The following is a 24,495-nucleotide window of genomic DNA, read 5'->3' on the forward strand; positions in this document are numbered from 1 at the left end:
TACTTCTTCATTAGTTTGGTGATTGGTACTTACAAATGCAAGTTCTTCACGTGACAAAACTTCAGGTTTATTTTTAAAAACGGCTAATTCATTTTGAGCCTCATTCTCAGAAACTGATATTTCAAATAATCCTCGAGCTAAAGCGTGCTTGTTATTAGCAACTACATTTATATTTGCTTTTTTTATCTGTTCATTTTTTTCATCAAACACATCAGGCTCTAAATTTGTATTTTGTAATAAAGTATCTTCTTGTTTATTATCTTCGATTACTGAATCTACTTCTGGTACTATTTTTTTAGCTACACTATCCACAGAATATAACGTATTTTCATCATTATTAGATACTTGATTTTCCTCTTCAGCAAAATCATCAAACAGTAAATAAGTATCCTTTGCTTTAGTTAATTGAACTAAAATTTTCCGATACCTTACGTTTTTATTTTGCTTTTTATTTGTAAAAAATGTGGGGATTTGTTTTGGTTTGAAACCTCGAGAATAGCGATTAATTTGTGCTTTTTCACTTTGACTATCTATCTTTGTCTCTTTGCGCGCAAATTTCTCATTGTGATGTGGTTTATTTACATCTTTTTTTAACGTTTTCTTATAAAATGCAGGTCCATCGTAACGCTCCATTAATTTCATCCTAACTATGTAAAAAACTAATTGCAATAACCGCAATTAGTTTTTATAAATCTATATTATGCAAATAATTTGGCTGCCTTCTCAAAATCGAATGCATCACCAACATGATTCATCTTTTCATCTAAAACTAAAATACCATGGACAGTTGGAGCATTAGGAATAGCCAACTCTTGAGCTGAACAAACCATGCCATAACTATCAATACCACGTAATTTACCCGGCCAAATAATAGCCCCAGTTGGCATCATTGCGCCAACTTTAGCAACAACAACAAGCTGACCTTGTTCAATATTAGGTGCACCACAAACGATATCTAGTGTCTCACCATTATTGACTTCAATTTTTGTGATATGCAAATGATCAGAATCAGGATGTTCATTACATTCAGCTACATATCCCACAACAAATTTAGGATCGTCATCGACAACAAGTACATCCTTAAATCCAGCAGCAACGATAAGTTGATTTAATTTTTCTACTTGTTTTTCATCTAAAAAGATTTGTCCGTTACCTACTAAATCAAGTGATTCTTTAGAGATTTCTAGAAAATTAAATCCCAACGTTTCATTCGATTTTTCATTGAAAATACGAACGACATTATTTTTTAATTCTGACTTTTGGTTTTCTACCTCTTCACGTAAAACAACCATTAATGTATCGCCAACGTTCTTTAAATTATAACTTGCTATTAACATATTTATTTATGAGTTCCCTTCTTATTATCACTAATGACTAAGACGTCACATGGCGCATTTCTTAGAATTGCATCTGTTGTTGATCCATTCACAAATCTTTCAACAACGTTAGCCCCTGTTTGCCCAACCATAATTAAATCAATATGTTTTTCTTCTGGTATTTCACGACTTAATAAAACTTTAGAAGATCCATATACTAAAATAGTTTCAACATCAATAACGCCCTTATCTATCGCAATTTGTTTGTAGTCGGCTAAGGTATCATTTAATCGCTTAACTTCAGTTGTAACGTCATCTTCATCTTCAGAAAATGTATTGTCAACACTTCGCTCAACAACATGTACAACTATTAAACTAGCCTCGTTTTTTAAAGTACTCTCAACTGCCTGATTAAATGCACGTTCAGATTGCACACTTCCATCTATCCCGACCATTACTCTTTTATAAACTTGTTCAAACATCACTATCACCCCAATGGTTTAGTCTAATTTGTTCATAAATGATTCGATTTGTTCTTTCGTTTTACGCTCTTTATTCACATAACGATCAAGCTCAACACCGTTATTGTATGCAACAAAACTCGGAATACCAAAAATACCCCAATCTTGGCAAAGTTCAATTTGTTCATCGCGATCTACTTTATAGAATTTAAAATCGGAATACTCTGCTTCAATTTCAGGCATTAATGGTTCAATAAAGTTACAGTCTGGACACCAACCTGCCGTAAAATAAAACAATGATTTACCATTCAATAATAATTCATTTAATTTATCTTTTTCTAAAACTTTTAATTTTTCCAATCTAACTACCCCTTAATGATTGTATCGACAGTTGAACGGTCCAATCCTAAAATTGTTTTTTCAAGTAATTCTTTTGCTGCTTCATAGTCTCTGATTGAGAACATTGTTTGATGCGTATGAATATAACGTGCACAAACGCCAATAACAGAACTTGGAATACCATTATTTGCTGTTTGAGCTGCGCCAGCATCAGTACCACCTTGAGAAACAAAGTACTGATAAGGAATATTGTTATCCGAAGCAGTATCCAATAAAAATTCTTTTAATCTAGGAAGCGTTACTAATCTTGGATCATAAATTCTGATCAACGTTCCTTCACCAAGATGTCCAAATGTTCCCTTTGTTGTTTCAATATCATTTGCTGCTGAACAGTCGACAGCAAAAAATAAATCAGGTTTCAGCATATTTACTGCACCTGGCGTGCCTCGTAGTCCAACTTCTTCTTGAACATTAGCACCAGCGAATAAAGTATTTGGTAATGTTACGTCTTTTAATTTTTCAAGTGTTTCCAGTACTGCAGTACAACCGTAACGGTTATCCCATGCCTTACTAATAATATTTTTACCATTAGCTGTTTTAATTGTTTCAACATCCGGAACAATATAATCTCCTGGTGCAATACCAAACTCTTTTGCTTCACTTGCAGATTCAAATCCACCATCAAATAAAATATCATTAATTTGTGGTGTTGCATTTTGATGATTATCACCACGCAATAAATGAGGTGATACTGAAGAAGAAATTATTGGGTACGTTTGACCTGATCGTGTTGTTAGTGTGAATCGTTGTGAAGAAACAACAAATGGATTCCATCCACCAAGTGGGCGAACTGAAAATAACCCATTGTCATTAATTGCGGCAAGCATGAATCCAACTTCGTCCATATGAGCAGCGGTCATAATTTTAGGTGCATTTATATCTGCATTTTTACGGATACCAAAAATCCCACCCAAACCATCCTGAACAACCTCATCAACATTTGGTGTCATTTTTTCGCGCATTACATCACGTACGTTATTTTCAAATCCACTTGTTGCCTGAAGTTCAGTCATTGTTTTAACTAAATTAAACGTTTTATCATTCATATTAGAGAGCCCCTTTTCATTTTATTGGACGAATTAGTCCCAATTTTGTCTACTCACTTAGCTTAATATTTCTTACTTTATATTATATAATAGTACCATAAAAGAATCCATGAATGTAGCTTAGTTACTATGTAACGGCGTTTTTACAAAAAAAATCTGGAATTTTTATTCCAGATTTTTAGACGTATTAAAATGTGCTTCTAACTTATAGATAGGCTGTCCCTTTTTACTAAATTTTTCTTCATATTCAGTCATGACATTATCTTCAGCTTCAACGCTTGCATGTAAATCAAGCCAAACTTGATCATAACCCATTCCATACTCATTTAAACTAACTAATGAGTATTCAAACAAGCCACGATTATCTGTCTTAAATTCAAGATGACCATCATTTTTCATAACTTTTTCATAGCCTTTTAAGAAACTGCCATGAGTAAGTCGACGTTTGGCTTGTCTTGTTTTAGGCCAAGGATCTGAAAAATTCAAATAAATGCCATCAACTTCATTATCATCAAAAAATTCAGTTACCGAATCACCGTTACCTAAAATTAATTGTAAATTTGGAATTTGTGCTTCAACTTGTTTCTTCAACGTAATTGCTGCAATTGTCGTTTGCAATTCAATTCCGATAAAATTATATTCCGGAAATTTTCTAGCCATTCCCATAATAAATCCACCCTTACCCATACCTATTTCAATAAAAAGTGGTTGTTTTTTCTCAAATCTTGATTGCCATTTACCCTTAAACTGATTAGGTGATGTTACAAGTAGTTCCGGATGTTCTGCAATTAACGGTTCAGCCCATGCTTTATTTCTTAATCTCAACTTATATATCCTCATTTCATTTGATAAAGTAAGTGGGGCTAGAACGTATTAATCGTTTTAGCCCCACTTACTTTTTAATCCATTTTTATATTATATTTTTGTAATTCTATTATTGCCTGATTCATTTCATGAAATCGACTTAATTGATGTGCTTTTTTTATTCGTTGTAATTTTGCTATTATAATGTACCAGTTTATTCTGTTTAATAAATCGTTATTCTCCAATGACTCATGATAACCACTCAGCCAACTACTCCATTGTGTATCTGGAATGTATTCAGACATAACTAAGCTCAAATCCATAGCAGGATCAGCAATTTTTGCTGACTCCCAATCAACTAAATATAATTGATTAGTATCAGACTGTAACCAATTTCGATGATTCAAATCACCATGACAAACTGTATACTTATCCGTTGATAGTTCAGGTTGATGTTCATTTAATTGCTGAAACATTTTTGATAGCAAGGGGTGCTGCTTTAAATCATCACTCAAATCGTCAAAATAATTAGCTAATAAGCCACTAGGTGTGATAACTTCTCCACCAACCTGTCTCAACATATTTTTTAATTGCTTTGAGCGATGAATTTTAGATAATAATTCAGGAACCATTTTTTGATCCATTTCATCAGAATGAAGGTTTCGTCCATTTAGCCACTCTTGTGCAGTTATTGTATCCCCACTTGAGATTCGCTTAGTCCAAATTAATTTTGGTGTAATACCAGCAACTGAGAGCGCAGCTAAAAAAGGTGACATATTTTGTTTCAAAAACACCTTTTCTTGTGCACGTGTACCCATGTATGCAGTGCCTGTATCTCCACCAATTGGTAACAATTGCCAACCGGGATCTAAATTAAAATCCATACTATTATTACCTCTTTTTCCCGACTAAGCTCTGATGCTATAGTTTCATCTTACAAACATCCCTATTATACGTCAAGGATTTTTTTAACTCTGGTAACTAAGTAAACATTAGTAAACAGCATTATTTCCACTAAACTCACCAAAACACCATAACCCATCATTAAAAATTGTCCTGTACCAATATAGATTGCGATATTAAAAAGTACTGCACTTACACTTATAATTGTTAATGTAAACTTTTTGAAATTCTTAATTTGATACTCTTTTCCTTTTGGATATAGTCTAGTAAAAATAATATTATCGTAATGTTTTGCAAAAGGTAACAATTGAAAACCAATCAGATAAATAAATAAGATTAAAAATGCGAGTGCTAGCCAACCATTTGAAATAAATGCAATAATTAGCGCTCCAATTAGAGTTAATCTAATAAATAAGCCACTAAATTCAGTTCCGCGAATAAATCCCCTTGCATATAAAAATGTATAAACATTTGCGTCATCTTTTTTAATATGATTTAAAATGAAATCAAGGTACACTCTTCTCTTAACATTCCCTCTAACCATTGGTACATCAGTAAATAAATTAAAGAAACGGTAAATCCCTAACATTCTATTTTCTTCAAAACTGATTGCTTTTTTCCAATCAAAGATTTCCTTAAATCCTTTTGCAGCTAGCTGATTTAAAACAAAGCTACTTAAAATAGCAACGATAAAACTCAGAATAAACGTACCATATAATCCAAGGATATAAATCAAAATAGGCAATAAAATATTAACTAATTTGATACTTCCCCAACTAAACCGGTTATTTTGATATTTTTCAAGTAATGAAATGACTAACCAATTATTTTTCAAGCATAGTTGCGTTAAAATCAAGAAAATAATATTGATTACTGAGATTTTCATTCCAATCATCATAACTGGGATAAGTAACACAATAAATCCAACTTGCATTAAGCTGGCCATAACTGTTGAATAGCGTTTTGCCTTTTTTAAATAACTAATTAATGCATGTTCCTGTGGTAAAAGAAAAACAATATCCGCTTCTTTTAATAACGTACTTAAACGGCCGATTTGTAAAATCACCAGTAATCCAATCACTAATGCAGGCCGATACCAAACTAAATTAACAGGCATCACCTTTAGCCCATTTGAATAAGCCAAACCAAGTCCACCAACAAAAAACATAATTGCAACAACAAAATGATCATTCAAAACATATCGTAAATATTTTAATAATAATAACTGATGACTTTTTAAACGTGTTGTCCATAAGTCTTTCATTTTGTTACCTCTTCCTTAGTTAAACCAAGATAAATTTCATCTAAGGAAGCATCTGGATTCTTATAGGCTTGTCTTAATTCAACCATTGTTCCTTGTGTTTTAATTTCACCTTTATTCAGTAAAATGAACCAATCGCAATACTTTTCAGCTGTGGCTAAAACGTGAGTTGACATTAAGACACTTGCGCCACGCTTCTTTTCAGCAACAATTAACTCTAATAAATCGTTAATTGCTAAGGGGTCTAGCCCGAGAAATGGCTCATCAATAACATAAAAATCAGATTCTGTTAAAAAAGCACAGACAATCATAACTTTTTGTTTCATCCCTTTTGAAAAGTTAGCGGGAAACCATTCTAACTTGTTATCAAGTCTAAATATTTTAAGTAATTCATTAGCTTTTTTCCATGCCTTAGTTTCATTCAATCCATAAGCCATCATTGAGAGTTCAATGTGTTCTTTTAATGTTAATTCTTCATAAAGAATAGGCGTTTCAGGAATATATGCTAAATGTGATTTATAAGCCTGGCTATCTTCCCTTAAGGTTACGCCATTTAATTTAATAGTTCCTTTTTGCGGGGTTAATAACCCAATTATATGATTGATTGTAGTCGATTTACCTGCACCATTTAAACCAATTAAGCCAACGACATTTCCAGGTTTAACTTCAAAAGAAATATCTTTTAAAACTGGTATTTGAGAGTAACCACCCACTAAATTTTTAACTTCTAATGTCATTTTCTAATTCCCCATTTACAATTTATTTATGCCTTTAATTATATCATATTATGGTGAATTATCATTCATGATGTATAATAAAAGTATTAACTAACTTTGAAAGAAGGCAAACATATGACTGACTGTATTTTTTGTAAAATAATTGCCAATGATATTCCTAGTTTCACCGTATACGAAGATGAAGACATTAAAGCATTTCTTGATATCTCACAAACAACCCCAGGCCATACACTTGTTATTCCAAAAAAACATGTTGCTAATATTTTTGAATATGACCAAGCACTCGCTAGTAAAGTTTTTTCTAAAATTCCAATGATTGCTTCCGCAATTAAAGTAAGCAATCCAGATATTCAAGGGATGAATATCGTCAATAATAACGGTGAACTAGCTTACCAATCTGTTTTTCACTCACATTTTCATTTAATTCCTAGATACTCAACAAAAGATACTTTTAAAATGTCATTCAAGGATAATTCCAAGAAGTACACATCCGAGCAACTTGAATCAATTATGATGTCAATCAAGAATAAGATTGGAGAAAAATAATGTCAAAAACACTTAAACGAATTAGTTTGTTATCAATTATTGGTGGGTCAGCATACTATGCCTATAACCATAGAGATGAACTTATTACTTTTGTTGCAGATAAAAAAGTTCAGTTAAAAGCAGATTTTTCTGACTATCAAAATGATATCAATCGCGTAACTAATTCATCAAAAAAATTGCAGTATGCTACAGATCATCTGAATACGATTATCGAAGAAACATTACCCATCGTCGATTCCATTAGCAATCGTATAGAAAAGTTTACTTATGAGATCGAGCCAAATATCAATAAAATTAATAAAAAATTAGAAAAGTATCAATGAATTAGGCTTTTAAAAGTTTGATTTTTTTGTGAATTTTCGGTCATTTACTTTCATTATATGATAATTATGTTATATTAAACGTATTAGTCTTTCATTGAGAAGACAAAAAATTTAAGAAATAGGATGTGTTAGGTTATGAAAAAATGGCTTGTTGCTTTAGCCGGCGTACTATTAACATTTACATTAGCGGGTTGTGGGAGCTCAACAGTTGCAACTACTTCAGGTGGTAAGGTTACAGAAAGTGCTTACTACGATAGTTTGAAGAAAACTTCAAGTGGTACATCAATTTTACAACAAATGATTTTGAACAAAGTATTGGAAAAACAATATGGTGATGATGTTTCTGATAAAGAAGTCACAAAACAATACGATACTTATAAAGCTAAATATGGTTCAAGTTTCTCATCTGTCTTATCACAAAACAGTATGACAAAGACTAGTTTTAAAGCAGAATTACGTTCTAACTTACTTTTAAAAGCTGCTGTTAAACATTACAGTGATTTAAGTTCTACAGCTGTAGATAAGCAATGGGAAGAATACCAACCAACTATTACAGTTCAACGTATTCAAGTTGCTTCAAAATCAGATGCAGAAAAAATCATCAAACAACTTGATGAACAAAAGACTGCTAAAAAGTTAACTGACAAATTTACTGCATTAGCTAAATCAAAATCAACAGATACAACTTCTGCAAGTACTGGTGGTACTTTAGCTGCATTTAACAATACAGATACAACACTAACAGCAGAATTTAAAAAAGCTGCATTTGATTTAAAACAAGGTAAATATACAACTACACCTGTTAAAACAACAGCAGGTTATGATGTAATCTTGAGTGTTAAAAATGCTGGTAAAGGTAAAAAAGCCGATCACATTTCTGACTTAAAAGAACAAATTGTTACTGAAACTATGGCTGACTCAACTAAATTACAAAAAATTGTTGGTAAAGTTCTTAAAAAAGGTAACGTATCAATCAAAGATGATGACTTGAAAGATGTTCTTTCAAGCTACTTATCATCATCTTCTTCATCTTCAAAATAAATACATCAAAACATCAGATTATATCTGGTGTTTTTTTTTCGAAAAAAATATCTCAATGGAATTTATCCATTGAGATATTTTTCAATTTAATTATTTGTTACATTACTGTCAGCATGTGGTTTATAGAAATTTCGACCATCCATACCAAATATACGTTCAGAAAATTCGCCCTCTTCTGTATGAGCCAATGACCCTTTCAACATTTGAATTGATGCATCAATATTATCAATTTGATGTAAAACATCTGCTTCAATTAAATGAGGTTGCACTGGTGAACCATACTCTAGTAACCCATGATGCGCAAGAACAACGTGACGTAATAAAATCATGTCTTCTGTCTGAAGATCAATTTTTAATTCACCTGCTGCTTTAACAATTTCTTCATCAATTAATACAATATGCCCAATTAAATTTCCAGCTAATGTATAAGTTGTTGCCACAGAACCTGATAATTCGATTGTTTTTCCTAAATCATGTAAAATCACACCTGCGTAAAGTAATGGTGCATTAATCACATCACCATATTCGGCAACAATTGATTTAGCTAATCGCAACATTGAAAGTGTATGGTAGGCTAACCCACCAGAAAATGCGTGATGATTTTTCTTTGCAGCGGGATAACTGAAAAAATCATCATGTTTTTCGGCAATGAGATATCTTACAATTCGATTCCAATTTGGGTTTGTAATTTCAAAAATAGCTTTATTAAATTCTTCTTCCATCTCATCTTTTTTCATTGGTGCACTAACGACAAATTGACTCGGATCATTAGGTTCACCCTCTTCAGTCAATCTAATATGATAGATTTTCATCTGTGGATTATTTTGGTAAACTTCACGTTTTCCTTTTATAAAGGCAACTTTACCCGTTTGAAATTGTTCAATTGCCTCTGGCGTTGCATCCCAAAGCTTAGCGCTAATTTGGCCTGAACTATCTTCAAAATTAAATGCAATAAATTGCTTATTATTCTTTGTATTTCTAACTTCTGCACTCTTAATTAAAACAAATAATGCTACGTTTTCGTCAACTTTATATTCAAATATTTTTTTCTCTTGTGCCATGTCCATCCTCCTATAACTTAATTATTTTATCGTTATCAAATCCAGTTAATCCTGAATCATCTGCCGTTAAATAAATAATTTGAACTTTTTTACTTATTTCTCGTATTAGTTTTAAAACGGCATTTTTTCTGTTTTTATCAAAATTAACAAACCCATCATCAATAATTAATGGTAATTCGATTGATTTATTAATTGTCATGATTAAAGCAAATCTAAGTGCGATATATAGCTGCTCTGCTGTTCCTTGTGACAATTCTCCCACTTCAAATGATACCATATCAGAAGAAACGACGGTTAATAATCCTGATATATTATTTATTTGTGTAAAATGGCCTAATGTTAATAGTTCAAAATAATGATTTGCTAATTGCAACATTTGTGGCATTCTAACCCCAGAAGAGTCTTTTAATGCCTCGTTAATCCAATTAATAGTTAACTTTTGAGTTAACCATTTATCAGCTAATTCACTTAAAATTGTAACTTTTTCAGCCAACTCTTGTCGAAGTTCTGTATAATTCCCTTCTGCCTTCAAAGTCCGTAATAACGTCTGTTGATCAATAATCTCCTGATTAATGTTCATTATACTATTTTGCAATTGTTTCAATTGTTCTGTAAGCTCATCTAATTGTTCATCTAAACTTTCTTTCGTTTCAAATCTAGCAAGATTTTTTCTAACCTCCACAGGAAGCTGCTCATTAATTGTATCCAATTTAGATTTGTCTTGAACAAATTGCTTTTGTAAATCGTAATTTTTTTCAAATTGCTCAATTGACGTTAAATGATATTGCGTTAATATTTCATTAATTTGATTAGAAATATCAGCAGTCACATTATCTTCATGCTTTTGTTGTTCATTTAAATAGCCCATTTTATTTTTTATTGATTGTGATTCAGCAATTAAAGGTTGTAATTTATCATTAAAGCCTCTAATTCTAGCTAAACTATCTGCCATATCACTTTTATTTAGTGCTAGAAAACTATCAGCAAAATCTGTCTGATTCAAATAATTTTTTATCTTGTCAGTTAACGTTTTAATTTCTGCTGATTTTTGACTAATTTGATCTGTTATAGACTGTATTCGACTTAAGTCATTTTGAATTGAGAACCACTGATTCTTTGGAAAATCATCTAAAACGTATTGAATTTGATAATCCGTTAATTCAGTATCAGTTTGTCTCAATTGTTCGTCCAGTTCACCTATCTTCAATTGATTTTCATCAATTTCTGCAGTAATCATTTGTCTTTTATTTTGTATTTGCATCAGAGCATCACTACTTGATTTATCCTTAGAATTAGACTGCTTAAATACAATTATGGTATATACAACTATCATAATATCTAGTATCAATCCCATTATTTTAAACGGCATTGGTAAGATCATACTTAGTACAAATAGTATAACACTTACCCCTACTAAGATACTTTGTTGTGTAGACCATTTACTTTTTTGTACTTGATTTTTTTGATCAATTGATTGATTTAAATCTAAAATATCTTGTTTTTTCGTCAATTGCTTTTGTTCAATTTCTTGAAGTATTCGTTTATTGCTCTCTTCAGATTTAATTAATGTGACAATATTTTTAAAATCATCAGGATCAAACGCTATTGGAACTTTTCCGTTGATATTTTGATATTGCATCATTAACCGTTCTTGTTCTGTTAATAGTTGGTTTAAACTCGTCTGTTCTAATACAACTTTATCTAAATATTGTTGATTATCAGCTAATTGTTCAAATAATATATCAAAATCAACTTTATTGTTTTCATAAAAATTTATTAAATTTAATGCTGCTAAATTTTCTTTTTCATCAACTACACTCTGATTAATCGATTTTAACCTTTCATTATTTATCTTTTGTTTCTCTAGTAAATTTTGTATTTTTTGATAATTATCAACAGAAATCATAGCATCTTCATCAGTTTGTTTTAGCTTATCCGTCAACTCATTAGATTGTTCATATATTGACCAATTTTGCTTTAATTGTTCGTAGCGTTGGTAATCTTTGGTTAGATTATATTGTGTTGTTTGTAGCCCTTTAATTTGTTCCCTATTTTGATCTAACTTTTTTTGTGTCTCAACATATTCCGGAAATTTCTGTTTGGCAATATTTATTTTATTAACTAAATCATTGTATAACGCAATTTCCTTATTTAACTCAGTTACACGACCTGCTGGCTTATAGACGTGATCGGCATCTTTTTGAATTTTTTTAGTTAATTCTAACCATTCTTGACTACCAACTGCTCCCATCGTCGTTAGATACTCATTTAAATCTTCATTCGTTAAATTAAATACTTGGTTTAACGCCTGCTGATTAAATGAAAATACTTGATTGTATAAATTTTCATCGACTGGATTTAGCCATTCATGCAGCTTACTACTAGCTACTTTCATCCCATCATCACTTTTAACAATAGATACCTTGCCACCAGATTTACCTTGTGTACGAGTTAGTCGATAAGCATCGTTACCAATTAATAATTCCAACTCTCCACCATATGTGGATGAGTCTTTAGGCAGATATTGTTGGTACTTCTTTTTCGCATTTGCAAATCCAAATAACATACTCAATACGAATGCTGTTAACGTCGATTTACCTGCTTCATTCAGACCAAAAATAACCTGATTCGTTTGATTAAAATCAAACGTTTTATCATGCCACTTCCCAAATCCGTAAATTTTAACTTTAGTTATTTTCATCTATATGACCCTCTATCGCTTGATTTTCATGAAGCAATGTTTTTGAATTTTCTTGTAATTCTACTAAATGTCCCGTTTCTAATAAGTACGTATTAAGTTCCGGAATTTGTAATAATTTATCAGCGAGTTCAGTCATTCCATCATCAGTAAAAACACGTTTTGCGCTTTCTTCCCAGTATTGTTGATCAATTGATTCAAAAGCTACCTTTTTATTAATCACCGTTTTAATTTTAACAATCCAATAGTAATTATCTGGCATATGTTTTTGAATCCAAGCAGTTAATAAATCACCATTTTGAATGCGATTTACTAGGCTATCACTAAAATTATCTAAATCTGTGATTTGTATCACTATTAAATATGATTTATCTTTAGAAAAAAGTTGGCATTCAGCGTCAATCTTATCAATAGCATCTGATAGTGAATCAATTTTTGCCATTGAAATATTAACTGTTTCCCAATCAATTGTAGATGACGTTATAAATTTGGGAACCAACTTATTTCCATCACTATTCACTAGATAAAACCCTTTATCGCCTGATTCTTTACGGTGCCGACCTTGTGTATTTCCAGGATAGATAACTGGGGGTTGTTCATTCAAAATCTGTCTTACATGAATATGACCCAATCCCCAATAATCATAATTTTTCTGTAATAATTCTTTAACAGTAAATGGTGCATAACTTTCATCTGATATTGAATTTATACCCTCATTTGCCCCATGGATAAGCCCAATATGCCATTTCTCATCACCACGAACAGGATAATCAACGATTTTTGATGGTTCCCATCTATGTGCATAACTAAACCCAGTTAATCGAACTTCATCGCCATTTTTTAAAATGTGCGTCACTGTTTCAACTTCACTTGTAAATAAAGTTACATTTGATGGAAAAGTTAAATGATCTTGAGCATTATCAGAAAAATCATGGTTACCAAAACTCAAATAAACATTTATTCCGGCCTTTTGCAGTCGTTCACACTGACTAATTAACGTTGTTTGTGCCATAATACTCATCTCAGATGAATCATATAAATCCCCAACTAAACAAACAAAGTCTACTGATTCTTCAATAGCCGTATCTACGAGATTACTCAAAGCTTTAAATGTTGACTGATAAATCGAATCCATTAACTGACTTGGTACATTTTTTAATCCTCCAAAAGGACTATCTAAATGTAAATCAGCTGCATGAATAAATTTCATCTTCCCACTCCTTTATAAAAAAAAACCTGGTACAAAACATAATTGCTTTGCTTCCAGGATTTTTATTCGAATTAATTATGATATAAATCTTGTATTGGTTTTGTGATAATTGAATTAACTTCATTCATAATTTCACTTAAAACTTGTTCTTTAACCATTAAATCTTTGATTGTATCAAAATCACCGATTTTTTCTGAAAGATTATGAGCATTTTCAAGTTCTTCGTCTGTCATTTCTTCACCATTCATTTGTTTTTGTTGCAAAGACATTTGAATTGTTTGAAATTCTTTAAATAATTTATATGCAATTTCATCTTCTTGCATTTTTGTATAAGCTGATTTCAAAGCCTTATATTCTTCCGTTTGACTAAGATCTTGACTCATTTGGTTCGCTGTATCATAAATATTAACAACCATTTCTGATTCCTCCAATAATAATTTATATTAACTTAATTAGTGTATCATTTTTATCCATAATTTGCATTGATTTGTTCTAATTTCCAAACATCCCATTAATACTATCACTGAGCCATTTTTGGGCTTTTTTAGCAGAATCAGATAATTTATTTTTTATTTCATCTGTTTGCTTTTCTACTGATTCTAAAATACCATCTCCACTATCATTTGAACCGGTATTATTTGCTAAAGTAGTAGCAGATTTCGTTGAGAAGCTTGTCTGAGCAGTATTAGGTAATATACCTGACATTTCGCTTTTAAATAAGGAATCAACGATATCCCCACTTGAATTTCTTAGGTAATGAGTATCATCAGTTTGATCAAAACCAACCCATGTTGCGACAGTAATGTCTGGTGTATATCCAATAACCCACTGATCTTTCGTCCCATCTGTAGAACCTTTTTTAGCCTCTGTACTTCCCGTTTTACCAGCAACTGTATATCCAGCTGGGACAGCAAGTTCGCCAGTTCCTCCAGTTTCAAAGACACCCATCATCATACTTGTCATCGATTTAGCTACCTTACTACTCATAACTTTAGTTTCACTATTGTCTGAATTATTAACAATCGTTTTACCAGAAGCATCAACAATTTTAGTAATAAAATGAGCCTTTTTTTGAATACCACCATTAGCAAACGCAGTATATGCACTAGCCATTTCGTAGGGTGAGACACCAGTAGTTAAACCACCCAAAGCTAAATCTAAGTTTTTGTCCGAACTTTTAACCGGTATACCAAATTTTTTAACAGCATCGTATCCTTTATCAACACCAATTTTATTTAACAACCACACAGCTGGCGCATTTTTACTAAGTGCCAATGCCTTATACATTGGTATTTTACCTGCATATTGATTGTCGTAATTATTTGGTGAATAATTATTTGATCCATATGATTGTTTTTTATCTTTTAATTCAGAATCATAAAAATAGCCATCTTCTAAAGCAGGCATATATACGGCAATTGGTTTTAGTGTTGACCCCGGTTGGCGGTTAATCTGAGTCGCTCGATTATATCCCCTAAAAACGTGTTTACCTCGTCCACCAACAACTGCTGTCACACCACCATTCGTTGAATTAATAGCAATTGATCCACCCTGAGCTTTTGTCCCATCATCAGCATCCAAAGGGAACAAGGTAGAGTTATCAAATGATGTTTGCATAGCTTCTTGATGGGTCTGATCCATCGCCGTATAAATTTTATAACCACGATTCATAATATCTGATTCAGTTAACCCATAATTTTTAATTGCTTCACTAATAACGGCATCAAAATAATAAGGATATTTATAACCTGATTGATAATCGTACGTATCATTTAATGTAATACCCGTCTGCTTAGCACTTGATAATTCTGCACTAGAGATTTTTTTATTTTCATACATAACATTCAGAACAACATTACGCCTTTGTTTAGCTGCAACAGGATGATCTATCGGATTATATGCCCCTGGCGATGTTAACATACCCGCAATAACTGCAGCCTCACTAACAGTTAAATCTGAAGCACTTTTTCCAAAATATTTTTTAGAGGCATCTTGAACACCCCAAACGCCATTACCAAAATATGCATTATTTAAGTACATCGTTAGAATGTCTTTTTTTGAATATACTTTTTCCGTTTCAATTGAAATAAATATTTCTTTAGCCTTACGACTATAAGTTTGCTCCTGTGACAAGAATGCATTTTTAACAAGTTGTTGCGTTATAGTACTTCCGCCACCACTAATTGCACTACTTCCAGTTAATCGATTTTTAACCAATGAAACCACAGAACGTGCCATCCCTTTGATTGAAAATCCATATTCATGATAAAAATTACGATCTTCTGATGACAGTACAGCATTTTGAATATTGGGTGAAATCTTATTTAATGAAACGTAAGTACCCTTTTGAGAGTATAACGATCCTGCTTTATCGCCATCTTTATCAAAAACCTCAGTTGATTGTTGTAAAGCAGCTTTTAACCCACTAACATTTGTTGTTTTGGCTACATAAGTTAAATACGCACTCGAACCTAAAATAATTGCTAAAATAAAAATAGTCAACCATTTCCAACCATGCACAAATTTCCATCCCTGTCGAAACCAATTTTTAAATTGAATTAGATGTATTACAAACCAATTTTCATTTTTAGTTCTTTTATTTTCATTTTTCATTAGTTGTCCCCATATTTAATCTTAATATCATTTATTATTTTACCATAGCAATATTATAAAAAGTAAATTAGCCTTTTTATTATGATATTTTTAAATATTTAAAAAAAGACTAAGAAATGTAGATGTTATCTACTCCTTAGTCTCACAGTATTTTAAATTAAATTATCTGGATTTGCGTGTTCAGTAAAAATATCATAGACACGTTGTGCGGCCTGCTCATCTGAACTAATAATCATAATTGTATCATGTCCCGCAACAGTTCCAACAATATCCGGGAAGCCAAAATCATCGATAATTGCTGCCAGTAAATTACCGTTACTTGGAATCGTTTTAACAACATTCATAAATTGGATTTTAGTAATATTAGTAACGACTTCAAAAATAATTTCAAATAAATGAACTTCTTCACTTAAATTACCTGACTTAAAAATTGCGTATCTCAAATCACCTTGTTCATCTTGAGCTTTAACAATTTTCATTTCACGAATATCTCTAGAAATAGTCGCTTGAGTCGCCTTAATATTCACATGTTCCAATTCTGAAATCAAATCATCCTGCGTTGCAATTACTTTTTTATTAATTAACTGTTCAATTTTAGCTTGACGTATCTCTTTCTTCATAAGAATCCCTCTTTGAATGAGTATTTATTCTTAGTATAGCAAAAGAAATATGAATACTGAAATAATACGCTTAATTTAGGACGATTTTATTCATTTTATTGAATTTTGATTCAAATATAAGCATACCTGAATCTCTAATAATATAACCATCTAACACTAATTTCTGAATAACTCGTCCAACGGTTTCACGCCGCGTTCCACTAATCGTCGCAATATCTTCATGTGTAATCACATATGGGATTCGCAGACTATTCTCACCATGTTTATCGGCTAGATTCTCACTTAAATACTGTAACACTTGTGTTATCCGGGTTGTTGTATTACTACATACGGTTCTTAACCTTAACACTTCTGAACAATTTAAAATATTATCAATTTGCCCAAATAAGTACGCAGAAACTTCATAATGTGTTTTGATTAAATTCTCAATAAGTTCAACAGGAATCTTAGCGACCGTCGCTAGTGTAGCAGCACGACTTGAAACAGTATAATATTCACTCTGTAACATTCCACCAATTGGAAATATTTGTTTCGATGTAACATACATATAATTTTGAAAAATACCAGCTCGATCACCACGTTCAATTTTAACTAATCCATCCAAGACAACATAAATAAAATCACGTTTATCATTCATATCAAAAATAGTATTTCCTTTTAGAAATCTTTTAAATGTAATTTGTTCAAAACAAGCTCCTTGTTCATCCTCACTTAAACAACCAAACAACTCATGGTCAGAAAATTCTGATCGATACCTTTGTCTTTCTTTTTCTGTAATCATCCCTTTACTCCCTTAATACCTATATTTATGATATATAACTATCAACACTATCAGATTAAATATAGAATGTCGATTTATTTTTTCGGATTTTGGAGACCCTGGTTTATTTTTTTGATTCACTGATAGCTCTAAATCATTAATCTAACAGTACCAAAATGATAAAAATAAACTGGTCGTATTCGCACATCCATTTTGTGTTCAAACGCACAATCATCGTTAAAAAGTACATCTAACAATATTTAGATAAAATAAAAAAGTTAACAATTAAGTCAACTTTTTTATTAATTACATTTCTTTTGGTGCATTTACGCCTAATAATCTTAATGATTCTGTTAAAACGACGCTCACACTTTGAACGAGTGCTAAACGAGCTAATTTTTGATCATCTTCAACTAATATCTTTGAATTTGCATAGTATTTATTAAATGCTCTTGATAAATGAATAGCGTATTTAGCAATTACTGATGGTTCATATTCTTTAGCTGCACGTTTAATTATTTTAGGGAAGTCACCAAGTAACTTAATTGTATCCCATGCAGCAGGATCAGAAAGTTCATTGTTACTTTCACTAATTGAAACATCACCCGCTTTACGAATAATACTTTGTGCTCTAGCATTTGAATATTGGACATAGGGACCTGTTTCACCTTCAAAACGAACAACTTCTTCTAAAACAAAATCAAAATTATTCATACGTTCATTCTTTAAATCATGGAAAATAACAGCCCCAACACCAACATCTTTAGCAACTTGTTCAGCATTTGGTAGGTCAGGATTTTTATCTTGAATTTGTTTTTTAGCAAGGCTTGTAGCATCATCTAAAACTTCTTCAAGTAAAATAACACGTCCTGAACGAGTCGATAATTTCTTACCACCTTGTGTGATTAAGCCAAATGGAATGTGGTGCATATCATCTGACCAATCATTACCCATTTCCTTTAACACAGCCTTTAATTGTCTAAAATGGTTAGCTTGTTCATTTCCGACAACATACAATGACTGTACAAAATTATACGTCCGTTTACGGTAAATAGCAGCAGCTAAATCACGAGTAATATATAAAGTTGCCCCATCTGTTTTTTGAATCAAGGCAGGGTTTAAATCGTATTTTTCAAGATCAACAATTTCTGCGCCTTGGCTTTCTTTTAACAAATTTTTATCTTTTAACATTGTCACAACTTCGCCCATTTTATCATTATAAAAGGCTTCCCCTTTAAATGAATCAAATTGGACACCCAGCATATCATAAATTTTATTGAAAGCTGATAATGATTCTGCACGGAACCAAGTCCAAAGTTCGATTGCTTCTTCATCGCCATCCTCGAGCTTTTTAAACCATGCACGAGCTGCAACATCTAACTCTGGATTTTCTTCTGCTTCTTTATGGAAACGAACGTAGTATTCAAGTAATTTATTGATAGGATCAGCTTTAACTTCTGCTTCACTACCCCATAATTTATAAGCAGTAATTAACTTACCAAATTGAGTTCCCCAATCGCCTAAATGATTAATTTTAATTGGATTATAATTAATTTTAGCCAAGATGTTTGCAATTGAATTACCAATCACAGTTGAACGTAAATGTCCCATTGAAATAGGTTTAGCAATATTGGGTGATGACATATCAATTGGTACGTTACCATCATGACCAATATCAGATGCGCCATACTCACTGCCATTTGAAAGCACTTGTTCAATAATATCTTGACTAAATGCAGCCTTATTCAAGAAAAAGTTAACATATGGCCCAACTGCAGCAACTGACTCAAATTGACTTTGATCAATTTTCTCTACTAAGTCTTTAGCAATCATCTGAGGTGCTTTTCTAAATGCTTTAGCTAATGCAAAAGCTGGAAATGCATAATCCCCCATATCAGAACTTTTTGGTATTTCAATTTTGGCAATAATTTCTTCTTCAGTAAGGTTTCCATCAACGATAGCAACCAATGCTTGTGCAACTTGTTGTTTATAATTCATTATCCATTCCTCCTAAAATTGTATAAAAAAAGCCCCTTACAAATAATTATGTAAGAGACGAGAATTCCCGCGGTACCACTCTAATTGATTAATATCCACTCAAAATATTCAGTTATTTCTAAAAAGTACGATTCAACTAACGCTTTTATCTAGCTTCCATCAACCTAGACTTGCTTTAAAATTAATTAGTTTACTAGCTTTTATCATCGAATTTATAGTTTGATTGTAACAAATTAATATTATAAAAGATAGTGTTTTTAGAATTTAGGTTTGCTTTTGGTGAAATATTTCTTTACGACATCCCTTGAATCTGTCAATCTTGTAACATTATCATCAAAATGAATTGATACAAAAGAATAATACACAAGATCGACTGCATATAATTGAGCAATTAAAGAAGTAGTCGCTGCACTTCTGAATTTTTTATTTTCTTCACTATCGTCATGTTCTAAAATAATATTAGCTAATTTGGCCAATGTACTTTTTTTATTATGTGTTAAAACGATAACTTTTATTTTTTGTCGATTTGCAAGATTTGCTAACTTAATTGCATCCGTATTTTCCCCTGAATTTGATATCAAGAATAAAGTTGTTCCTTCTTTTAGTTGCGATAATCCAACGGCAATTAGATGTGTATCAAGTGTTTCTATAACAGACTTACCAACTCGAATAAATTTTTGTTGGAAATCTTTAGCTACAATTTCTGATGCTCCAATTCCATACGCATAGATTATTTTTGACTCTGCAATAACCTTCGCAGCATTAACGACTTCCTCATCTAATGTTTTATTTGATTCCTCAATCGTATGTTGTATCCGCATGGTTAATTTTTGTTGTGTCGTCACTAAATCATCTTTAGGATTAATTTCCTCGAGCATTGATTTATCATCTTGGATTTCTGCTGATAATTCTAATTTTAATCCTGGAAAACCAGTATCACTAATACTTTTTCCAAATCGCGTTATTGCTGCAGTGCTGACACCTACCACCTCTGCCATACTCTGTGTACTCATTCTTATTACTTTCTGAGGGTGCTCTAAAATAAACCGTGCTATTTTTCGCTCTACCTTTGTGTATTTATCCATATTTGCTTGTATTGTGTACAAATAATTACCCATACTTCTTACCTCTTTTTATGGTATGTCTTATGCTTCTGTCTCAATCATAGCATCTTTTGGAATACCAAAAAAGAATGTTAAAATAAATCCGCCCGCATATGCCGCAAGCAATCCAAGAATATACCCAATCCAGTGTCCATTACTTATTAAAGGTATCAATGCTACCCCAGAAGGTCCTATTGCAATAGATCCAATATGACCAATCCCACCAATCACCGCTCCACCGATTCCGCCACCAAGACAAGCAGTAATCATTGGTCGTCCTAAAGGTAGTATAACCCCATAAATTAATGGTTCCCCAATTCCTAGAAATCCGACTGGTAGAGCGCCTTTAATTAAATTTGTTAATTTTTTATTTTTACGACAACGAACCCATAATGCAATTGCTGCCCCTACTTGTCCAGCTCCTGCCATTGCTAAAATTGGCAATAATAATGTTGATCCAGACTTAGCAATCATTTCAAGATGAATAGGTGTTAAAATTTGATGTAATCCTAACATTACCATTGGTAAGAAAAAAGTCCCTAAAACAAAACCAGAAAATGCACCACCAACTTCTAAGACCCAGTTAATTGATGTAACTAAAGAATTCGAAACAACCCCAGCAACTGGCATTACTAAGAAAATTGTCATCATTCCAATAACAAATAATGATATTGTCGGTGTTATAATAATATCTAAAGAATCCGGAATCCATTTATGCAATCTTTTTTCTAAAATAGCTAATACCCACACTGCAAAAATAACACCAATAATTCCACCCTGTCCAGCACTTAGTGCCTGACCGTTAAAGATATTATGGAGAGGTGCTTCAGGGGTTACCCCACTCAGCAAAGTGACAGCGCCGATAACACCACCAAGTCCTGGAGTGGCACCAAATTCACTGGCACTATTTATCCCTACATAGATAACTAAATAACTGAAAACACCATTTTTAATAACATTTAAAACTGCAATAAAATCTGTCCAGCTCGAACTTAAATCCCCTGCAACCATCATATTTCCAAGGACAGCAGCCAATCCACCAATCAATCCTGCTCCAACAAATACAGGAATTAGTGGAACAAAGATATTTGAAATTGCTTTAAGCACCTTTTTTATTGGCGTTTGCTTTTGTTTAGCTTTATGTTCTGCTTTTACTTTAGCAGCTTTGCTCTCAACCAATTCTTTATCAGTCATTTGAGTTGATTGTACTACGTTCTTCAAAGGGAAAGGTTCGCCTAATTTAACCCCTACTTGTCTTACCATTTCATCTGCAACTTTGTTGACTGTACCAGGTCCAACTACCACTTGCAAAGTATCATCTTCAACAACACCCATGACACCATCGATATTTTTCAATTTTTCAATATCTACTTTATCTTCATCCCTAATTGTCATCCTAACTCGAGTCATACAATGAATTAATTTTTCAACATTGTCTGGCCCCCCTACATTATCATAAATTTCATTTGCAATTTTTTCGATTTTTTTGTCTGCCATAATTTAACCCCTCCAAATATTTTATTTGATTGCTTCCCTAACAAAACCATGAGCCTTCTTTAATTTTTCTTTAGCTTGATTCAAATCGTTATCCGTTAGAATCATAACTATTGCAAGTTTGACATCATGTTCAGCTAATTCAAATGTTAATTTTGCTTGTTCATAACTTACTCCAGTTGCATCCATAATAATATGCTTTGATCTTTCAACTAATTTTTCATTCGTTGGTCTAACATCGACCATTAAATTTTTATATATTTTTCCAATTCCAATCATCGAAATTGTCGACAACATATTTAATACTAATTTTTGTGCCGTTCCTGATTTTAAACGAGTAGACCCAGTCAATATCTCTGGTCCCACTTCAATCTCAATAGCCGTATCAGCATGCCGTCCAATAATTGATTCCTTATTGCAAGCCAGACTTATTGTGTTCGCACCAAGATGTTTAGCGTAGTCAAGACCCCCAATAACATATGGTGTTCTACCACTTGCTGCAATTCCAACTACTGTATCTAATTTTGTTAAACAAATATTTTCCAAATCCAACTTACCCAATTCGTTTGAATCTTCGGCACCTTCAACTGCCACAGTCATTGCTTTCATACCACCAGCAATCAATCCTTGCACCATGCTAGGATTTGTTCCAAATGTTGGTACACATTCAGCAGCATCTAAGACACCTAATCTACCACTAGTTCCTGCACCCATATAAATTAAACGGCCTCCACTATTAAATGATTCAATAATTTTACTAACTGCTTCATTAATTTGCGATAACTCTTTTTCTACGCTTTTAGGAACTGTCATATCGGCTTCATTCATTATTCTTGCAACTTCAGAACATTTTAACTCATCTAAATTCATAGTTTGTTCATTTCTAGTTTCCGTTACTAATTTTGTAATATCCATATTTTATCCCTCTTTTATAATTGTATTATTAAATATTATTTTTTGTTTTGCTCCTATATAGTCAATTAAATCCAAGTCTGTCCTTTTAACTGTACCAATTTGGTTTACTTTTTTATCAATTGGTAAATTATTTTTCACTATCTGTATTTCTCCAGTATATCTCCCATATAACATATTATCTTGCGTTATAGTACCTCTCGTTCGAGCATCTTCATTATTTATTGGTTCAATAGTGAATTGATTTCTTATCCGACTTTCTTCTAACCTTACAACATCCCTAGCCACGTCAGCACGATTATGCCATGCTATATTATCAAGTTCATGCGAACTACTTTCAATATCTATTTCTATACTTTGATTAGTAAAATAGTTAACTATCTTACTAATTGTTCTTTGTGAAACTCGCGGATCACCGATATAAACGTCATCAGTATAATTATTCTCAATTAAATCTATCATTGCAGCCAATACATTGTAATTTCGATGTTTTTCTAATGTTGGTAATCCCTTTCCAATTGGCCCTCTAAATATTTTATCTCCTGCCACAAACGCCATCGTAGTAAATCCTGATTTTTTTAACCAATGATTCTTATTTTTTAACCATTCGTCATCTAATCCCGTATCTGGTCGAGGATAATAATTATGCCATGCTTCAATATTCTTAAAATTTGCATGATTATCAACTAGTTGCTTAATATCCAGCTCTGAAATCGTACTAGCATTTAATCCAATATCTATATTATTTGATAATTCAGCTATTTTTTCCATACTAATCCCATAATCAATTCTTAAACCAGTAATTCCAGCAGTTTTCAAATCAAATTCCAATAATTTTAAACTTTTTTCTGAAATATCAACCATTAATTTCAAGTTATTTTCAAGACATAAATTCCCCAAAGTTTTTAATTCATCAATAGTTTTTTTTCTATCTTCTTCAGGAATATGTAATGAAGTAAAAATACCCTTAAATCCTGATTTACGCATTACTTCAATATATTTTTTTGTATCATCGTCAATCTTATCACCTAAATAAATTGAAAAACCCAACATAATATCTCCTCCATTCATAAAAGAAAGCGTTATCATTAACTGGTTACATCATACCTTGAATGATATAAAATTACAATTAAATATATTTATTTTTTGTTTTTTTTGTTACTTTATATCTTAATTTAAAATAAAAAAT

Annotated in this window: 24 protein-coding genes; 3 read left to right on the forward strand and 21 right to left on the reverse strand. The window is 32.0% G+C overall.

Annotation, left to right across the window (positions count from 1 at the left end; genetic code table 11):
• The 9 genes from AC1RPU_RS03340 to AC1RPU_RS03380 all read right to left on the reverse strand — a co-directional run.
• Positions 1–642: hypothetical protein (locus AC1RPU_RS03340; protein ID WP_481764173.1), on the reverse strand; the 642-nt coding region annotated here is incomplete at its 3' end.
• A gap of 56 nt (positions 643–698) precedes the next feature.
• Positions 699–1,337: a YtpR family tRNA-binding protein gene (gene ytpR, locus AC1RPU_RS03345; protein WP_481761194.1), complete on the reverse strand. Its 639-nt coding sequence runs from the start codon at positions 1,335–1,337 to the stop codon at positions 699–701.
• A 2-nt stretch (positions 1,338–1,339) separates the two neighbouring features.
• Positions 1,340–1,798: a universal stress protein gene (locus tag AC1RPU_RS03350; protein ID WP_481761193.1), complete on the reverse strand. Its 459-nt coding sequence runs from the start codon at positions 1,796–1,798 to the stop codon at positions 1,340–1,342.
• A gap of 18 nt (positions 1,799–1,816) precedes the next feature.
• Complete coding sequence (locus AC1RPU_RS03355; RefSeq protein WP_409022701.1) at positions 1,817–2,137, reverse strand: thioredoxin family protein; 321 nt, start codon at positions 2,135–2,137, stop codon at positions 1,817–1,819.
• Between the two features lie 5 nt (positions 2,138–2,142).
• On the reverse strand, positions 2,143–3,222 hold the full coding sequence (gene pepA / locus AC1RPU_RS03360; protein ID WP_409022702.1) for a glutamyl aminopeptidase: 1,080 nt from the start codon (positions 3,220–3,222) through the stop codon (positions 2,143–2,145).
• A gap of 165 nt (positions 3,223–3,387) precedes the next feature.
• Entirely contained in the window at positions 3,388–4,047 is a 660-nt protein-coding gene (gene trmB / locus AC1RPU_RS03365) for a tRNA (guanosine(46)-N7)-methyltransferase TrmB (protein WP_409022703.1), read from the reverse strand.
• A gap of 74 nt (positions 4,048–4,121) precedes the next feature.
• Complete coding sequence (locus AC1RPU_RS03370) at positions 4,122–4,910, reverse strand: phosphotransferase (RefSeq protein ID WP_481761192.1); 789 nt, start codon at positions 4,908–4,910, stop codon at positions 4,122–4,124.
• 65 nt (positions 4,911–4,975) lie between these two features.
• Positions 4,976–6,193: an ABC transporter permease gene (locus AC1RPU_RS03375; protein ID WP_481761191.1), complete on the reverse strand. Its 1,218-nt coding sequence runs from the start codon at positions 6,191–6,193 to the stop codon at positions 4,976–4,978.
• Complete coding sequence (locus AC1RPU_RS03380) at positions 6,190–6,927, reverse strand: ABC transporter ATP-binding protein (RefSeq protein ID WP_481761190.1); 738 nt, start codon at positions 6,925–6,927, stop codon at positions 6,190–6,192. Before AC1RPU_RS03380 ends, AC1RPU_RS03375 begins: the two co-directional genes overlap by 4 nt.
• 114 nt (positions 6,928–7,041) lie before the next feature.
• Here AC1RPU_RS03380 and AC1RPU_RS03385 point away from each other — a divergent pair, with 114 nt between their 5' ends.
• The 3 genes from AC1RPU_RS03385 (at position 7,042) to AC1RPU_RS03395 (ending at position 8,837) form a co-directional block, all read left to right on the forward strand.
• Positions 7,042–7,473 (forward strand): HIT family protein, encoded by a 432-nt coding sequence (locus tag AC1RPU_RS03385; protein ID WP_481761189.1) that lies wholly within the window; start codon positions 7,042–7,044, stop codon positions 7,471–7,473.
• Entirely contained in the window at positions 7,473–7,796 is a 324-nt protein-coding gene (locus tag AC1RPU_RS03390) for a hypothetical protein (protein ID WP_481761188.1), read from the forward strand. The genes AC1RPU_RS03385 and AC1RPU_RS03390 overlap by 1 nt, the downstream gene beginning before the upstream one ends.
• Before the next feature lie 135 nt (positions 7,797–7,931).
• Complete coding sequence (locus AC1RPU_RS03395) at positions 7,932–8,837, forward strand: peptidylprolyl isomerase (protein ID WP_481761187.1); 906 nt, start codon at positions 7,932–7,934, stop codon at positions 8,835–8,837.
• Between the two features lie 86 nt (positions 8,838–8,923).
• Here the strand turns inward: AC1RPU_RS03395 and AC1RPU_RS03400 are convergent, their stop codons facing one another.
• The 12 genes from AC1RPU_RS03400 to AC1RPU_RS03455 all read right to left on the reverse strand — a co-directional run bounded on the left by AC1RPU_RS03400 (position 8,924) and on the right by AC1RPU_RS03455 (position 24,359).
• A complete protein-coding gene (locus AC1RPU_RS03400) occupies positions 8,924–9,898 on the reverse strand; it encodes a 3'-5' exoribonuclease YhaM family protein (RefSeq protein WP_481761186.1) in 975 nt (324 codons plus the stop codon).
• Positions 9,899–9,908: 10 nt separating this feature from the next.
• Positions 9,909–12,599, reverse strand: coding sequence for an ATP-binding protein (locus tag AC1RPU_RS03405; RefSeq protein WP_481761185.1), 2,691 nt, complete (start codon positions 12,597–12,599; stop codon positions 9,909–9,911).
• Positions 12,586–13,806: a metallophosphoesterase family protein gene (locus tag AC1RPU_RS03410; RefSeq protein ID WP_481761184.1), complete on the reverse strand. Its 1,221-nt coding sequence runs from the start codon at positions 13,804–13,806 to the stop codon at positions 12,586–12,588. Before AC1RPU_RS03410 ends, AC1RPU_RS03405 begins: the two co-directional genes overlap by 14 nt.
• Positions 13,807–13,877: 71 nt before the next feature.
• Positions 13,878–14,222: a YlbF/YmcA family competence regulator gene (locus AC1RPU_RS03415; RefSeq protein ID WP_481761183.1), complete on the reverse strand. Its 345-nt coding sequence runs from the start codon at positions 14,220–14,222 to the stop codon at positions 13,878–13,880.
• Positions 14,223–14,298: 76 nt separating this feature from the next.
• Positions 14,299–16,419, reverse strand: a complete 2,121-nt coding sequence (locus AC1RPU_RS03420; protein WP_481761182.1) for a PBP1A family penicillin-binding protein — start codon at positions 16,417–16,419, stop codon at positions 14,299–14,301.
• 152 nt (positions 16,420–16,571) lie between these two features.
• Complete coding sequence (locus AC1RPU_RS03425; protein WP_409022715.1) at positions 16,572–17,039, reverse strand: arginine repressor; 468 nt, start codon at positions 17,037–17,039, stop codon at positions 16,572–16,574.
• Between the two features lie 70 nt (positions 17,040–17,109).
• Positions 17,110–17,820 (reverse strand): Crp/Fnr family transcriptional regulator, encoded by a 711-nt coding sequence (locus AC1RPU_RS03430; protein ID WP_481761181.1) that lies wholly within the window; start codon positions 17,818–17,820, stop codon positions 17,110–17,112.
• Positions 17,821–18,105: 285 nt separating this feature from the next.
• Positions 18,106–19,797, reverse strand: a complete 1,692-nt coding sequence (gene argS, locus AC1RPU_RS03435; protein WP_481761180.1) for an arginine--tRNA ligase — start codon at positions 19,795–19,797, stop codon at positions 18,106–18,108.
• Positions 19,798–20,054: 257 nt separating this feature from the next.
• Positions 20,055–20,915 (reverse strand): MurR/RpiR family transcriptional regulator, encoded by an 861-nt coding sequence (locus tag AC1RPU_RS03440; protein ID WP_481761179.1) that lies wholly within the window; start codon positions 20,913–20,915, stop codon positions 20,055–20,057.
• Positions 20,916–20,942: 27 nt separating this feature from the next.
• Entirely contained in the window at positions 20,943–22,397 is a 1,455-nt protein-coding gene (locus AC1RPU_RS03445) for a PTS transporter subunit EIIC (RefSeq protein WP_481761178.1), read from the reverse strand.
• A 21-nt stretch (positions 22,398–22,418) separates the two neighbouring features.
• Complete coding sequence (gene murQ / locus AC1RPU_RS03450) at positions 22,419–23,309, reverse strand: N-acetylmuramic acid 6-phosphate etherase (protein WP_481761177.1); 891 nt, start codon at positions 23,307–23,309, stop codon at positions 22,419–22,421.
• A gap of 3 nt (positions 23,310–23,312) precedes the next feature.
• Entirely contained in the window at positions 23,313–24,359 is a 1,047-nt protein-coding gene (locus tag AC1RPU_RS03455; RefSeq protein WP_481761176.1) for a MupG family TIM beta-alpha barrel fold protein, read from the reverse strand.
• Between the last annotated feature and the right edge of the window lie 136 nt (positions 24,360–24,495).

The organism is Dellaglioa sp. CoH-55-MRSF-7 (assembly GCF_056782235.1).